14 protein-coding genes are annotated in these 14,520 nt (G+C 38.1%); 12 read left to right on the top strand and 2 right to left on the bottom strand.

Translation table 11 applies throughout. The annotated features are described in order from the left end of the window. The first annotated feature begins 111 nt into the window (after positions 1-111). The 7 genes from ACSBPO_RS19160 (at position 112) to ACSBPO_RS19130 (ending at position 9,461) form a co-directional block, all read left to right on the top strand. Complete coding sequence (locus tag ACSBPO_RS19160) at positions 112-1,689, top strand: alpha-amylase family glycosyl hydrolase (RefSeq protein WP_442596120.1); 1,578 nt, start codon at positions 112-114, stop codon at positions 1,687-1,689. 109 nt (positions 1,690-1,798) lie between these two features. Next, positions 1,799-2,107, top strand: a complete 309-nt coding sequence (locus ACSBPO_RS19155) for an iron-sulfur cluster biosynthesis family protein (protein ID WP_442596118.1) — start codon at positions 1,799-1,801, stop codon at positions 2,105-2,107. A gap of 14 nt (positions 2,108-2,121) precedes the next feature. Continuing rightward, complete coding sequence (locus ACSBPO_RS19150) at positions 2,122-3,366, top strand: MFS transporter (RefSeq protein ID WP_442600411.1); 1,245 nt, start codon at positions 2,122-2,124, stop codon at positions 3,364-3,366. Positions 3,367-3,392: 26 nt separating this feature from the next. Further along, on the top strand, positions 3,393-4,340 hold the full coding sequence (locus tag ACSBPO_RS19145) for an MBL fold metallo-hydrolase (RefSeq protein WP_442596116.1): 948 nt from the start codon (positions 3,393-3,395) through the stop codon (positions 4,338-4,340). 246 nt (positions 4,341-4,586) lie between these two features. Beyond that, positions 4,587-5,732: a serine hydrolase domain-containing protein gene (locus ACSBPO_RS19140; RefSeq protein ID WP_442596115.1), complete on the top strand. Its 1,146-nt coding sequence runs from the start codon at positions 4,587-4,589 to the stop codon at positions 5,730-5,732. Positions 5,733-5,884: 152 nt separating this feature from the next. Then, positions 5,885-6,337, top strand: coding sequence for a MarR family winged helix-turn-helix transcriptional regulator (locus ACSBPO_RS19135; protein ID WP_442596113.1), 453 nt, complete (start codon positions 5,885-5,887; stop codon positions 6,335-6,337). A 4-nt stretch (positions 6,338-6,341) separates the two neighbouring features. After that, entirely contained in the window at positions 6,342-9,461 is a 3,120-nt protein-coding gene (locus tag ACSBPO_RS19130) for an MMPL family transporter (RefSeq protein ID WP_442596111.1), read from the top strand. An 88-nt stretch (positions 9,462-9,549) separates the two neighbouring features. On the opposite strand, the gene ACSBPO_RS19125 is transcribed toward ACSBPO_RS19130, so the two are convergent. Continuing rightward, positions 9,550-10,266 (bottom strand): 3-ketoacyl-ACP reductase, encoded by a 717-nt coding sequence (locus ACSBPO_RS19125; RefSeq protein WP_442596109.1) that lies wholly within the window; start codon positions 10,264-10,266, stop codon positions 9,550-9,552. 216 nt (positions 10,267-10,482) lie between these two features. Between ACSBPO_RS19125 and ACSBPO_RS19120 the strand changes: the two genes are divergently transcribed. Then, positions 10,483-10,845 carry a winged helix-turn-helix transcriptional regulator gene (locus ACSBPO_RS19120; protein WP_442596107.1) on the top strand — a complete coding sequence of 121 codons (363 nt, stop codon included), beginning with the start codon at positions 10,483-10,485 and terminating at the stop codon, positions 10,843-10,845. A 222-nt stretch (positions 10,846-11,067) separates the two neighbouring features. Here ACSBPO_RS19120 and ACSBPO_RS19115 read toward each other — a convergent pair whose 3' ends face one another. Continuing rightward, a complete protein-coding gene (locus tag ACSBPO_RS19115; protein ID WP_442596105.1) occupies positions 11,068-11,253 on the bottom strand; it encodes a thioredoxin family protein in 186 nt (61 codons plus the stop codon). Positions 11,254-11,658: 405 nt separating this feature from the next. Between ACSBPO_RS19115 and ACSBPO_RS19110 the strand changes: the two genes are divergently transcribed. The 4 genes from ACSBPO_RS19110 to ACSBPO_RS19095 all read left to right on the top strand — a co-directional run bounded on the left by ACSBPO_RS19110 (position 11,659) and on the right by ACSBPO_RS19095 (position 14,316). Then, complete coding sequence (locus tag ACSBPO_RS19110) at positions 11,659-12,531, top strand: carbon-nitrogen hydrolase family protein (RefSeq protein ID WP_442596104.1); 873 nt, start codon at positions 11,659-11,661, stop codon at positions 12,529-12,531. Positions 12,532-12,547: 16 nt separating this feature from the next. After that, on the top strand, positions 12,548-13,213 hold the full coding sequence (locus ACSBPO_RS19105) for a GNAT family N-acetyltransferase (protein WP_442596102.1): 666 nt from the start codon (positions 12,548-12,550) through the stop codon (positions 13,211-13,213). Between the two features lie 17 nt (positions 13,214-13,230). After that, positions 13,231-13,902, top strand: coding sequence for a GNAT family N-acetyltransferase (locus ACSBPO_RS19100; protein WP_442596100.1), 672 nt, complete (start codon positions 13,231-13,233; stop codon positions 13,900-13,902). A 144-nt stretch (positions 13,903-14,046) separates the two neighbouring features. Continuing rightward, positions 14,047-14,316 (top strand): hypothetical protein, encoded by a 270-nt coding sequence (locus ACSBPO_RS19095; RefSeq protein ID WP_442596098.1) that lies wholly within the window; start codon positions 14,047-14,049, stop codon positions 14,314-14,316. Positions 14,317-14,520 lie beyond the last annotated feature (204 nt).

Below are 14,520 nucleotides of genomic sequence, written 5' to 3'. Positions count from 1 at the left end.
AAAGACTCTACATGTTTTATTAAATGTTCAAATCTTTTTATTTCTTTCTTTATCTATTTCCTTTAAAATAGATTTAGGAAAACGTTTGCACAAAAACAGGAGGGTACATCTGTGAAAAAATTTGCTCTTAGTATCATTGCCCTATTTTTAGTCTTAACGGGTTGTCAGTCCCAAAAATCAACTGAAAAAGAAAAATCCTCTCCATCAACAGAAATGGTTTGGTCAAAAGACCAATCTGCAGCTGAAAACACCAAACATCGCGTTTATTACGAGATATTTGTACGAGCATTTGCAGATAGCAATGGCGATGGAATTGGTGATCTCAACGGTGTCACCAAACAATTAGATTATTTGAAAGAACTGGGCGTAGGCGGAATTTGGTTAATGCCGATTAATCCTTCTCCAAGCTATCATGGATATGATGTAACGGATTATATGAATGTGAATAAAGATTATGGAACATTAGAGGACATGAAAAATCTGGTAAGTGAAGCACATAAACGTGACATAAAAGTTGTCATGGATTTGGTCATGAACCACACCTCTAAGGAACATCCTTGGTTTCAAAAAGCACTGATTGGTGATCCAAAATATAGAGATTACTATGTATGGAGTGACGAAACAACCAACACGAATGCTGTGGGGGATTGGAATCAAAAAATATGGCATGGTACATCTGATCAAAAATATGAAGCTATTTTTTGGGATGGCATGCCTGACCTTAACTATAAAAATCCTGCCGTCATGACGGAAATGAAAAATGCTGGTCAATTTTGGTTATCCGATATTGGGATTGATGGATTCCGTTTGGACGCGGCTAAATATTTAATTAGCTCTCATCAGTCCGCAACTAATCATGAGGATAATGCAAAATTATGGAGTGAATTTAAACAAGCCACACAACAAGCAAAGCCTGACTCTATCCTTATCGGTGAAATTTGGGACAGCGCATCGATTGTAGGAAAATATTTAACAGCTTTAGACTCAGGATTTGATTTTGATTTATCGACTAAAATTTTATCATCCGTAAAAGGTGAAAATGATGCGGGGATTGCATCAAGCTTAGAACGAACAAGAGGTTATTTCCAAACCGTTTCCCCAACTTATATGGATAGTATCTTTATCACCAATCACGACATGAATCGTGTCATGAGTGAGCTAAACGGAGATGTGAATCATGCTAAAATGGCTGCATCTCTACTTTTAACCTTACCAGGTAACCCATTCCTATATTACGGAGAAGAGATTGGGTTAGAAGGGAAAAAACCGGACGAACATATTCGCGAACCGATGATTTGGACTCCTAGCGAGGAGGATGCGATTCATTCTAAATGGGTAAACCATTTGTACAGTAAAAATCGTGATGAAGTAGCAGTCTCCGTTCAAGAGAATGAAAAAGATTCATTATTAAATCATTACAAAACAATGATTGCTGTTAGAAATAGTCATCCAACCTTAATGGATGGAGAAATTAAAGCTTCTGCTATTCGAACAAAAGGACTCGTTTCGTTTGAAAGAGTAAAAGATGACTCTAGACTCCTAGTGTTGCATAATGTTTCGAAGGATAAATTGACAATTACCTTACCAGAAGACATGAAAGATGTTTACTTCTCATCCGAGTCCTATGTGAAAAAAGGAAAAGAGTTAACCTTGTCACCATATTCAACGATTATATTTGAAGCAAAATAAGGTAAAAGGCCAAGAAATGATTCTTGGCTTTTTATTTTACTCTTGTGATGGTCATAACATATAATGGTATTTTAGTGATTGTTTTAACTACATAAGGAAGGTGAACAGCATGGAAATCAATCTTAAACCATTAGCGATAACTGAATTAAAAAAAGTCGACTTTAATGAAAAGGAAGGACTTAGAATCGAAGCCATCTTTTTAGGGAACTGTTCGATTTATGCAGAATATCATCTGAAAATTGATCAAAAGAATGAAGAGGATGATGTATTTTTGATAGACGGTATTCCTGTTTTTGTTTCAAAAGAAAGTCAAAAACATCTGCACCATAGGATCTCAGTGGACTTCAATCCAAAGCTTGGCTATAAGTTATCCTCAGATGAGGAAGTGTATCGTTATAATTTAAAACTTGAAAGGTAGGGTTTACCTTGGAAATGTCTTCTTTACCAGCTGGGAAGCCAGCTCAAAGTATTTTTGCCAACAGGATTGTTCTGGCTATCATGTCTTCAAGCTTTTTGTTACAACTTGGAATTTGGGTAAGGAATTTTGCGATTCTATTGTATGTAACTGATATAACTGACAATGACCCTCGATATGTAGCCTTGATTTCTGTTGCAGAATTTACCCCCATTTTTATCTTCTCTTTTATTGGCGGTACGTTCGCAGATAGGTGGAAACCAAAATTAACCATGGTTTGGTGTGATTTTCTATCCGCCATATCAATCTTTGTCGTTTTATTAACCCTTATTTATGGTTCATGGCATGCGATTTTCTTTGCTACATTGGTTTCGGCTATTCTTTCCCAATTCTCGATGCCTTCAGCGATGAAGCTATTTAAACAGCATGTTTCTAGTGAACAATTACAATCCGTTATGGCGATGTTCCAAACGATGATGGCCATCTTTATGGTGATTGGCCCCATTTTAGGAACGTTTGTTTATCAAAAGTATGGAATTTACACGTCGATTGCCGTGATGGGAATTATGTTTTTACTATCTGCAGCTGTTTTGTTGTTCTTGCCAAGGGATATAAAAGAAAAGAAGGAAGAAGCAAACAACTTCAAAAAAGAATTAGCAGATGGTTTTCGTTATGTTCTGTCCAATAAAGTCTTAAAAACAATGGGTGGAGTATTTATTGCCTGTGGCTTAGCTGTCGGACTTATTCAACCTTTAATGATTTTTATCACTATGGAGAATTTAGGAAAGACAAAGGATTTTCTGCAATGGTTATTAATGGCTAACGGTATCGGGATGTTAATCGGTGGCGGTGTTATTTTTGCCATTTCCAAAAAAGTATCTCCGCAAAAGCTTCTGGCCATTGGAATATTTACGGGTATGATTTTTACCATTGGAATTGGCTGGTCTACTAGTTCGGTTATTACGCTCATTTTGCAGTTCTTAAACGGCTTATTTTTCCCATGTATTCATATCGGGATTAATACCTTAATTTTAAAAAATTCAGAGGAAGCCTTTGTAGGACGTGTAAATGGAGTCTTAAATCCACTATTTATGGGTATGATGGTCATCGGAATGACTGTATCCGGCATTATTAAAGAACCGATGACATTATTCGGTGTCTATTTACTATCCGGTATATTATTTTTACTGGGGTCATTATTAGTGGCGCCACTTTTTAAAATAAAAGAATATAATCAACCCATAATGGAAGTACAAGAGTAGAAAGTAATCCTTGAGGGGGATTGGTGTTGCGCACACGATATGAAAATTTAGACGGAGTCAGTAACAAAAAAACATATAAAGATATGCGCCGTTGGATGAAGGAAAGGCGTTCTAAAACAAAGGATTTAACAAGGCAAATCCCCCACGTCGCTGAAAAAGAGATGGATAAACTATTCCATAATAAGACCCTAGCCTCGATTACATGGGTTGGCCACTCCACCTTCCTCATTCAAATGAATGGGTTACATATTCTTACTGATCCTGTTTGGGCGAAAAGGATGGGGATGCAAACACGGTTAACAGAGCCAGGTATTCCAATTCATGAGCTTCCTGAAATAGATGTTGTTTTTATTTCACATGGCCACTATGACCATCTTGATTTTTCGAGCATAAAGAAGTTAAAAGGCGCTCCGATCTTTTACGTTCCCATTGGATTGAAGTCTGCCTTTACAAGAAGAGGTTATAAAAATGTGGTAGAGGCAAACTGGTGGGATTCCTTTGAAAGTTCAGGGCTCAGGTTTACCTTTGTTCCTGCACAACACTGGACGAGAAGAAGCCTGCGTGATATGAATACCTCCCATTGGGGTGGGTGGATAATCGAGGATAGTTCCACTCAAAAGTCTATTTATTTTGTTGGCGATACTGGCTATTTTCGTGGATTCAAAGAAATTGCCAAGAAGTTTGATATCGATATCGTGTTAATGCCGATCGGAGCCTATGAGCCAGAATGGTTTATGGCAGATTCTCATATAAATCCCGAAGATGCCATTAAAGCTTTTAAAGAGCTTGACGGGAATCTTTTTATCCCGATGCATTACGGAGCTTACCGTTTAGCAGATGATACCGGTCCAGAAGCACTGGAAAGATTATATAATGAATGGAAACGACTAGAACTAGAAGAACAGAAGCTGAAAGTATTGAGTTTAGGGGAAACCCTTTGGATAACTCAACATGATCAAGAACAAAACTCCTGATGAGAAGGCGGAAAAAGTATTTCATAAGCGAGATGAAGAACAAAACTCCTGACGGGAAGGCGGAAAAAGTACTTCATAAGCGTGATGAAAAACAAAACTATTTGCTAGAAGGCGGAAAAAGTACTTCATAACCTAGGTCCCTGATTTCAACATCAGGGATTTTTTTTGGCGAAAAATTTCTATTCATTTCCAATTAACTAGATTATAGTACTAATAGAAACTACTAATTTTAAGCGGGGATGAAATATGGCTCAGTTAGGAAAAACGTATACTCAATCTTTCCTTTCCTATATGTTCAAAAATAAATTTGCAGTTACCACCGATGATTATAAAATCTTGCCTAAAAACACCTTGCCGCCAAGAGTCCAACCATATCAATTTAAACAAAGCACCAATCCTAGAACCTTTTCCACTATAAACTATATACACAAAGGTACTCCAAGAAGTGCTGAGTTTCAACCATTTATGGAAGATTCGGGGACAACAGCTATTATTTTAATAAAAGACGACGAGGTCATCTTTGAACAGTACTTCAATGGGCACAAGCAGCATACTCCACATAAACTATTTTCAATATCAAAATCGTTTACATCTGCTTTAATCGGTATTGCCATTGAGAAACGTCTAATTAACAGTGTAAATGATCCTATTTCTCTGTATATACCGGAAATAGAGGTACCTACCGTCACCATTAAACAACTTTTGCAAATGGATGCTGGTATTAAATTTCAGGAAGGTCATTTTCCGTGGAAGGATGAACCAAAGACATACTTGCATCCTAATGCTAGAAAGCTAGCACTGGGCATATCTGAAGATTTTTCAAAGGATTTCTTTCACTACAATGATTATCATCTATTATTATTAGGCCTCATACTAGAAAGAACGACCGGAATGTCAAACACCGAATTTTTCATACAAAATATTTGGAATCCATTAGGAATGCAATACCCGGGGAACCTGATAGTAGACAGTGATGAACACCGTTTTGAAAAATTAGAAAGCGGCCTCGTGATGACGGCAATTGATTTAGCAAAGTTTGGCCGTTTATTTTTACAAAAAGGAAATTGGGAGGGAACACAGTTGGTGCCTGAGAGCTGGGTACAGGAATCGACTAGCAAAGAAAATGTTCCGACTGATAGCCAACATTTCCGCTATTATCATCAACACCCATGGGGAAAAATGTGGTTCAACCGAAATAAGGCATACTACAAATATTTATGGTGGGGCTACTTAAATAAGGAAACCAACAATGACTATTTTGCACTAGGAGCATTAGGACAAGTTCTTTATATCAGCCCAGAAAACAATACCATCGCCATTCGTCTCGGAAAAAAATGGGGTATAAAGGACTGGTGGCCAACTATTCTCCATAATATGATTCGAGATTCATAACTAGTAAAAGACTTACCTCCTAGGGTAAGTCTTTTTTTAAAACTAACTAATTGACTAACCAAATAGTCTGGATTATAGTTTAATAGGTAAATAGTTAAACAGTTGAACAATTAAACAATCGAATAATTCCAAAGTGGGGTGAATATATAAAAATGTCTGATGAGATCATCAAAAACTTAGTGGACCGTTACATAGCCGTTTCCCTTTCCGTCGAAAAAAAAGGTGGGGCCCTCGTAAAAGACCAAATCGGAAGTGATCTAACCAATGATCAGCATTTCACTCTGAGGTATATTTATCAGGTGGGTTCGTGTACTTCCTCAGAGTTAGCCGAAGTATTTGATGTACAGAAAAGTGCGATCACCGCGATTATTCAGCGCTTATGGGAAAAAGGCTTGATTCAAAGGACTCGTGATGAAAAGGATCGTAGAGTGGTTTATTTAACTCTTACGGAAAAAGGAAATGAGCTTTACCTAAAGGCTGAGCAAAGGATTCATCAGTTAGTAGAATCACTCATCAATAAGTTCGACCCTAATGAAATTAAGCAATTTATTGAAACATTTGAAAAGCTAAATCAATTGCTAATCAATTTTAAGATGGAGGAGTAGCAGCGTGAATTTTATCATAAAAAATAAATGGCTTGTCATTATTGCTTGGATAGCGATTACTGTTGGATTATTTATGTCGGCACCCAATATGGCAGAGCTTGTTCGTGACAAAGGTGAAATCAAGGTACCTGAAGGGTATTCCTCTACTTTAGCAGGGGAAATTATGGATCAAGTGAAAGAAGACGAAGGTGGGGGAAATACATCCCAAGTGGCCCTCGTTTTTCATGATGACAAAAAATTGACTCAAGAGGAAATAAAGGAAGCCGAAAAGGCGATTCGTTTACTTGAAGACCATCAAAAAGAGCTTGGGATTACCGAAATTCTTACTCATTTTAATGAAGAGAATTTAAAGGATCAGCTTGTCTCAAAAGATGGAAAATCAATCCTAGCTTCTGTCAGTGTGGAATTTAACGATCGTGTAGCCACCGAAGTTAGTGAGGACCTCTACAAAGCAATTGAAGATGTAAAGGTCGATCACTATTATACGAGCGGCTGGATGATTAGTGAAGACTTAATGAAAAGTTCGGAAGAAGGCTTGAAAAAAACAGAAGGGATTACGCTAGTCTTTATCCTGGCTGTTCTATTTTTAGTTTTTAAATCGGCGATTGCACCACTTATCCCGGTATTAACCGTTGGATTTTCGTATCTGGCTTCCCAATCGATTGTATCGGTACTAGTCGATAAGCTTGATTTTCCGATTTCCAATTATACGCAAATATTCATGGTAGCCGTGCTCTTTGGTATTGGTACGGACTATTGTATTCTCCTGCTTAGCCGTTTTAAAGAGGAATTAGCAGTTAGAGAAAGTATTTCAGAAGCGATTGTGGAAACATACCGCAATGCAGGACGTACTGTATTTTTCAGCGGTGTAGCCGTAATGATTGGCTTTGCCGCCATTGGTTTTTCTAAATTTATCCTTTATCAATCTGCCGCAGCAGTAGCGGTAGGAGTGGCTTTACTTCTTGTGGCATTGTTTACGGTTGTACCATTCTTTATGGCTCTTTTAGGGCAAAAAATCTTTTGGCCATCTAAAGCCAAAGCAGAGCATGGTGACAGTAAGCTATGGGCCATTTTTGGGAAATTCTCGCTTGCACGTCCTTTCCTAGCTTTATTGGTTGTTGCCATTGTTTGTGTCCCTTTCCTTATTAAATATGATGGAAAAATTTCTTTTAACCAGCTTGAAGAAATTAGCGGCGATGTTAATTCCATTAAAGCGTTCAACGCGATTGCAGATAGCTTTAGACCGGGGGAATCCATGCCAACTCAAATCGTCATTAAAAATGATGAAAAAATGGATTCAGTAGAATATGTTGGTTTAGCTGAAAAAATCAGTGAAGAGCTCGAAAAAGTGGATTTAGTTGATGCCGTTCGTTCGGTGACAAGACCAACTGGTGAACCAATTGAGGACTTTTTTGTTTCGAAGCAAGCGGAAAGTCTAGAAGAAGGACTTGGTCAAGGGAAAGAAGGGATCGATAAAATTAGTGAAGGATTAAATGAAGCCGGAACGAAATTATCGAAATCTGCACCAGAGTTAGAAGGAGCAACAAAAGGAATCAATGATTTAATCACTGGAACAAGTGCCATTCAATCAGGACTAGGTGAAATTCAAACAAACCTTGCGAAAATTGAAAATGGAATCCGTCAAGGCACTGCTGGTTCAGACGAGTTGAAAAAAGGTTTAGCGCAAACGAAAGCTGGTGCCGAAGATTTATTGAAGGCTTACCAACAAATGCAAAAAGGCTACCAAGAGATTGGTGGAAACTTAACAAATTTACAAAAAGAATATACTAAGATTGGTAATGGATTAACTTCATTAAATACAGCACTAAGCCAAATTTCTGGTGAGGATTTTGCCTACTTAGAAAATAAATACCAAGGTGTTGCTGGTGAAGCTCAATATCAAAAAATAAAAGGAACCGTTCAAGCTGTACAGCAGCAATTAGCTCCTCTTTCTGCTGGGTTAAACCAATTAAATGGTGGATTATCTCAAATTAACGGGGGAATGACCAAAGCAAACGCAGGCTTTAGTCAAGCAATTGGTGGACAGCAGCAGCTTGTAACCGGTTTAGAAAAATTAATCCAAGGCATTGAACAGCAACAAGCTGGTTTCAATCAGTTAGCTGATGGCCAAGGTCAAATTGTTTCAAATATGCCAAAGCTAACAAATGGTTTGGGTGATATAAATAACGGTCAAAAGCAATTATTGGCTGGATTTGGAGACCTTGGGGGTCAATTAAGTCAACTAACAGATGGTCTTAACCAAAGCTCAAAAGGATTAAATCAAGTTTCAGAAGGTTTAGGCTCTGCCCAAGATTATTTATCAGGCTTAACGGAATCTACGAATGATGGATTTTATTTGCCGAAAGAGGTTCTAGAGAGTAAGGACTTTGCACGTGCGTTAGATGCGTACATGTCTGATGATCGCAAAGTGATGACGATGGATGTAATTTTTAAATCGAATCCATATTCCAATGAAGCGATTGACCAAGTGGATGAGGTAAAAGCAGCTGTCAAAAGAGCGACTAAAGATACGAAACTAGAAAATGCGACGATTGCTGTCGGCGGGATGACAAGCGTGAACGCTGATTTACGTACGGTTTCTGGCGAGGATTATTCTCGTACCGTCGTATTGATGTTACTTGGAATATCTATTATTCTCGTGTTCCTTTTCCGTTCTATCATAATGCCAATCTATATTATTGGCTCATTAATTTTAACGTATTTTACATCAATGGGAATTAACGAAGCGATCTTTGTTGACTTGCTAGGTTACACAGGTATTAGCTGGGCAGTACCATTCTTTGCCTTCGTTATCCTTATGGCTCTGGGCGTTGACTACAGTATTTTCTTAATGGACCGCTTCAATGAATATAAGGATTTATCTGTTGCAGAAGCGATGTTCATTTCGATGAAAAAAATGGGTACCGTCATCATTTCAGCTGCCATCATTTTAGGTGGAACATTTGCCGCCATGATGCCAAGTGGAATGTTATCCTTACTACAGATTGCTAGTATTATTTTAGTAGGGTTACTGCTTTACACATTTGTCGTTTTACCAATGTTTATCCCAGTGATGGTGAAAAACTTCGGCAAAGCCAACTGGTGGCCATTTAAAAGAGCATAGTAATGAGGGGAAGAGGCATCTCCTTTTTGTGAGGTGCTTCTTTCTATGAAAAAAAATTGCAGATTCCAAAGGGGAATCTGCTAACTTTTTATGGATTGGTAGACCATAATCCTGCTTGTTTCATAAATACTCTTGGATGAAGTTTTAATTGAGCAACAATAAGCTCAGCCAAGTCTTCCGGCTGCATTACATTTTCAGGATTACCTGAAATAAGGTTTGTCTCCATCGCTAAATCTGTCGCGACCGTACTTGGTGTTAAAGCGGATACACGAATATTATGCTTTCTTACTTCAAGCATTAGAGATTCTGTTAAACCTAAAACAGCAAACTTCGAGGCACTATAGGCACTGGTAACGGGGGCGCCTTTTTGACCAGCGGAGGAAGAAATATTAATGATATCTCCCGACTTTTGTTCGATCATTCCTGGTAAAACGGCTCTTGTAACGTTATAAACCCCCATTACATTTACTTTAATAATGTTTTCCCACTCTTCAGGTGAAAGGTCGAGAAAACCGCCAAATTTAGCAATCCCCGCATTATTAACTAAAATATCAATGGAACCTAATTCTGATTTAATATGATCAATCGCATGTTGCACAGAGGTTAAATCAGATACATCTGCCGCCGCCGCTGATACGTTAACCCCATATGGCTCGATTTCAGTTGCTACTTTTTCAAGATTCGCGATATTTAAACCAATCATCCCAATATGAACGCCTTCCTTTGCTAATGCAATCGCAGTAGCACGTCCAATTCCTCTGCCTGCTCCCGTAATTAAGGCTGTTTTTCCATTTATTGAAGGCATATGCTCTCTCCTTTTTATAAAAAATTTACACTTTATTTAGTGTAGCCTCATAGAGTTCTGTTATTCTAAGTTGGTCGTTTTTAATCCTGTTGTGAACGAATTAAAAATCCTATCAAATATAATACATATCATTCTTTGTTGGAAGTACGCACTTTATTATTACATAGTGCTAAAAAGTATACTAATGGATTACAATAACAATGGAGGTGGGGCAAGATGTCTCGTATGCAGGATAAAATATTCAATTGTGAAAAAGAATTAACGTTATCAGTTATTGGCGGCAAATGGAAAATGTTAATATTATGGCATTTAGGTAAAGAAGGGACGAAGCGATTCGGTGAATTGAAATCCCTGATGCCTGGAATTACCCAAAGAATGCTAGTTAACCAATTACGTGAATTGGAAGAAGATTTAATCGTTCATCGTGAAGTCTATCCAGTTGTGCCTCCAAAGGTGGAATATTCTCTTACTGAACAAGGAAGAAGCTTAATGCCGATATTGGATGCGATGTATAAATGGGGTAAGGACTATATGGAGACAGTCGGTGTAAAGCCGTTGGTTAGGTCTGAATCGAAGTGATAAAATTAGGGTCAAAATAAAAGCCTTTATGAATAAACATCCTAAAGGCTCAATATAACAGATAAGATAGCATACATAACTTTTAGGGACTTCGAAAATTGTCTAGCTCCAGCGCCTAGCCCCTCGAGGTTAAATAACCTCTAGCCTAAGAAGTCAAAGTTCGGACTTCTTAGGCTAGAGAACATTTGCTTGTCGGGGCTAACCAAGGCGCTTGCGCTTTTCTTACGAAAGGGCAAACTCTTTTATTTCATCCTCAGGAATATACCCTCTGGAACGATTGGTTTCTTGCCCATTCTTGATTTGTATTAAAGTAGGTATGCTTTGCACGCCAAACATACTAGCTAGTTCTGGAGCTATATCCAAATCGACATAGTAAAAATCAACATTACTTTCTTGTTCTGCAACCATAGAGACCACCGGCCTCATAAAGCGACAGCTTGGTCACCAATCTGCTCCAAATTCAAGAACAATCGGCTTAGTTGCATGCTTAATAATTTCTTCAAACTCTACTCCTGTTATCCCCTTAGCCACTTTTCCACCTCATTTATTCTTTTTCACCCATTTATTAAGCAAAAAAGTTTCCATCTTCTTGAAACTATTATATGTTAAAGTTGAATCTATCATAAAACATCCTACTTTAACAGGACTTTTTTTCAACAAGAAATGGAATAATAGTAAAAGTTTCTAATAGTAAGGAGCTATGTTTTACACAGTATACTTTTTTACACTATGTTACTGTAATGTGCGTACTTGCTCATCCATCATTATTCACTAATAATAGGAAATATGACTAATAAAGAAAGAGGGGATATTATGCAATTAAGAGTCTCTGCCGTACAATATCATCTTCATACCATTCAATCCTTTGAAGAATTCGCTCATCAAGTAGAGCATTATATAAAAACAGCTCAAGAATTCAACTCCGATTTTATTATTTTTCCTGAGTTCTTCACAACCCAGCTGATGTCAATTGGTAACGAAAAAGGCGAAGCATTAACGATTCAGGAGTTACCTAACTTCACTGAACAATACCGAAATTTATTTATCAATCTAGCTAAACAAACTGGTATGCATATCATTGGTGGTACCCATGTGATTCGTAAAGGCGATAAGATTTACAATGTCGCTCACCTTTTTTATCCAGATGGAAGAGTAGCAGAACAAGCAAAACTTCATATCACTCCTACGGAAGTGGAAGAATGGAATATGTCTGCTGGTGAAGGCCTTGAGGTGTTCGAGACCGATAAAGGAACGATTGCGGTGTTAACGTGTTACGACATCGAGTTCCCAGAGATTGTTAGAATGGCGAAAGCGAAGGGGGCAGATGTGATTTTCTGTCCATCTTGTACAGATGATCGCCATGGATTTCACCGAGTTCGTTACACAAGTCATGCACGTGCGATTGAAAATCAAGTCTATGTCGTCACAACTGGAACAGTTGGCTCACTGCCAACCGTTGATTTTATGAGAGGAAATTTCGGTCAAGCGGTTGTAATTACGCCTAATGATGTTCCTTTCCCGCCAAAAGGCATTTTGGTTGAAGGAGAAATTAACCAGGATATGATTGTGACTGCAGATTTAAATTTAGATCTTTTATACAAAGTGCGTGAAAGCGGATCGGTAACAACTTGGCGTGACCGTCGTTCAGACCTTTATCCTGATTGGGAAAAAGAAGTGAAAAAATAAGAGGGAGGGATTACCTTTGTATCGAAAAGAATTTTACGTTTTCGACCAAGATAAACCTGTTCCTGCCATTATACGAAATTATACAGAAGAAGACTTTACAAACTTGATTCAGATTCAACAGGAATGTTTTCCACCTCCATTTCCATCTGAACTTTGGTGGAATCACGAGCAGTTGAAAAATCATATCACGTTGTTCCCAGAAGGGGCTTTATGTATTGAAGTGGATGGTGAACTTGCTGGTTCAATGACGGGCTTGCTAGTAAATTTTGATCCAACTCATCCAGATCATACGTGGGAAGAAGTAACCGCTAACGGTTATATTACGAACCATGACCCAAAAGGAAATACGTTATACGTGGTTGATATTAGTGTCCGCCCGGCTTTTCGCAAGCTTGGTCTGGGAAAATGGTTAATGTCATCTATGTATGATGTAGTGGTTCATTTAGGATTAGATCGATTATTAGGTGGTGGCAGAATGCCAGGTTACCATCTAAAATCTAGTGAACTAACAGCTGAACAATACTTAGATGCTATTGTAAAAGGCGAAGTAAAAGACCCAGTCATTACTTTCCTGCTCCGTTGCGGACGTACACCTGTTAAAGTGGTGGCCAATTATTTAGATGATGAAGAATCATGCCATTATGGAACACTGATGGAATGGAAGAACCCATTTAAGATTTAGAGAGGAGTATTTTTAAGATGGAATATACAAGAATTACTCATATTGATGACCCGTTATTTAAGCAAATGCACCAATTAATGCAAGATGTTTTCCCACCGGAAGAAGTGTTGGAGTTTAGCCTTTGGAAGGACCCTTTAGAAGACCCAGGGATTCGTGTTTTTGTAGCTGTCCATGAGGGAAAAGTAGTGGGTGCAACCGAATACCGTTATTATGAAGACTTTAATGTTGCAATGACCGATTTTACGATTATTGGTCAGGCTGGTTTAGGAATTGGACCTTTCCTTGCTAATCACCGTGCAGAGGATTTAAAAGCACTTGCCGAAGCAAACGGAAAAAAACTATATGGAATGTTTGCCGAAATTTATGACCCATACCGAGTGGAACACCATGAATTTGGCGGTGTTAAGCCAATGAACCCTTATGTTCGCCGTGAAGTTTTATCCCATTTAGGATATAAACGTCTAGACTTCCCGTACGTTCATCCATCTTGGAACAATGATGGTGAAGCCGTAGAAGGACTGGATCTTTCATTTTTGCCAATGGAACCGGGAGTAACAGAACTAGATTCAGAGTTGATTGTGAAATTCTTAAGAAGATACTACACCGTTCTTCCAAACAAACCACAAGCTTGGCTAGATATGATTGAAAGCTTAGAAACAAAAGACAAGATAGCTTTAAAGCCGTTTTAAATGATAATAAGTCTGATCCTCGACTTTATAAGGCGAGGATTTTTTGTGGCTTTAGAATCATTTTTCAAAAATTTAGTAGCTCGTCCAAGCCATATTAAAGTTCGGACATAAAGTAAAGAAGATTAAGAGAAAGGAGGGAAAACAATGGAAGAACATGAAGTTGTTACACAAGCCCAAGCTCAATGTCCAGATTGTGGAAGTCAAACATGTGAACCAACAGACCTTCTGTGCGTGAACATTCCATGTACAACAACAGTCGTTCTTTTAGGTTTGGTCACTCTAACTCTAGGACCTGTATGTTTAAAAGTTTCTGGGGCAGATAGTTTGTTAAACTTAACAGAAGAACAGAAGCTTGCTAAACTTCAGCAGGTTTTTGGGGCATTAGGTAACGCTCTTCCACGTTTCACAGCTTAAGCTTGAAATAAGGAGGAAAGGGAATGATAAACAACCTTAGTCCAGAGTGACTAAGGTTGTTTTTTATATAGGCTCTTTTCTGAAACTTTGTTGCTTTTTGTGAATATTAATAGGCATTTCTCCATATAGGGTGTTAAACTCATATGAAAATGAAGAAAAGAGCTGAGCACTTTTTAAGAGAGCCCTAAAACCACAAACTATAAG

It is taken from the genome of Neobacillus sp. D3-1R, assembly GCF_052180215.1.
Taxonomy (GTDB): Bacteria; Bacillota; Bacilli; order Bacillales; family Cytobacillaceae; genus Pseudoneobacillus.
Note: the sequence above shows the minus strand (reverse complement) of the source record. Positions and strands in the feature narration are given on the sequence as shown.

Coding starts and splice junctions, on each gene's coding strand:
- ACSBPO_RS19115 (WP_442596105.1), bottom strand. CDS start 11,253: ATGGTTGCAGAACAAGAAAGTAATGTTGATTTTTACTATGTCGATTTG.
- ACSBPO_RS19120 (WP_442596107.1), top strand. CDS start 10,483: ATGTCTCGTATGCAGGATAAAATATTCAATTGTGAAAAAGAATTAACG.
- ACSBPO_RS19150 (WP_442600411.1), top strand. CDS start 2,122: ATGTCTTCTTTACCAGCTGGGAAGCCAGCTCAAAGTATTTTTGCCAAC.
- ACSBPO_RS19125 (WP_442596109.1), bottom strand. CDS start 10,266: ATGCCTTCAATAAATGGAAAAACAGCCTTAATTACGGGAGCAGGCAGA.
- ACSBPO_RS19100 (WP_442596100.1), top strand. CDS start 13,231: ATGGAATATACAAGAATTACTCATATTGATGACCCGTTATTTAAGCAA.
- ACSBPO_RS19110 (WP_442596104.1), top strand. CDS start 11,659: ATGCAATTAAGAGTCTCTGCCGTACAATATCATCTTCATACCATTCAA.
- ACSBPO_RS19155 (WP_442596118.1), top strand. CDS start 1,799: ATGGAAATCAATCTTAAACCATTAGCGATAACTGAATTAAAAAAAGTC.
- ACSBPO_RS19135 (WP_442596113.1), top strand. CDS start 5,885: ATGTCTGATGAGATCATCAAAAACTTAGTGGACCGTTACATAGCCGTT.
- ACSBPO_RS19140 (WP_442596115.1), top strand. CDS start 4,587: ATGGCTCAGTTAGGAAAAACGTATACTCAATCTTTCCTTTCCTATATG.
- ACSBPO_RS19095 (WP_442596098.1), top strand. CDS start 14,047: ATGGAAGAACATGAAGTTGTTACACAAGCCCAAGCTCAATGTCCAGAT.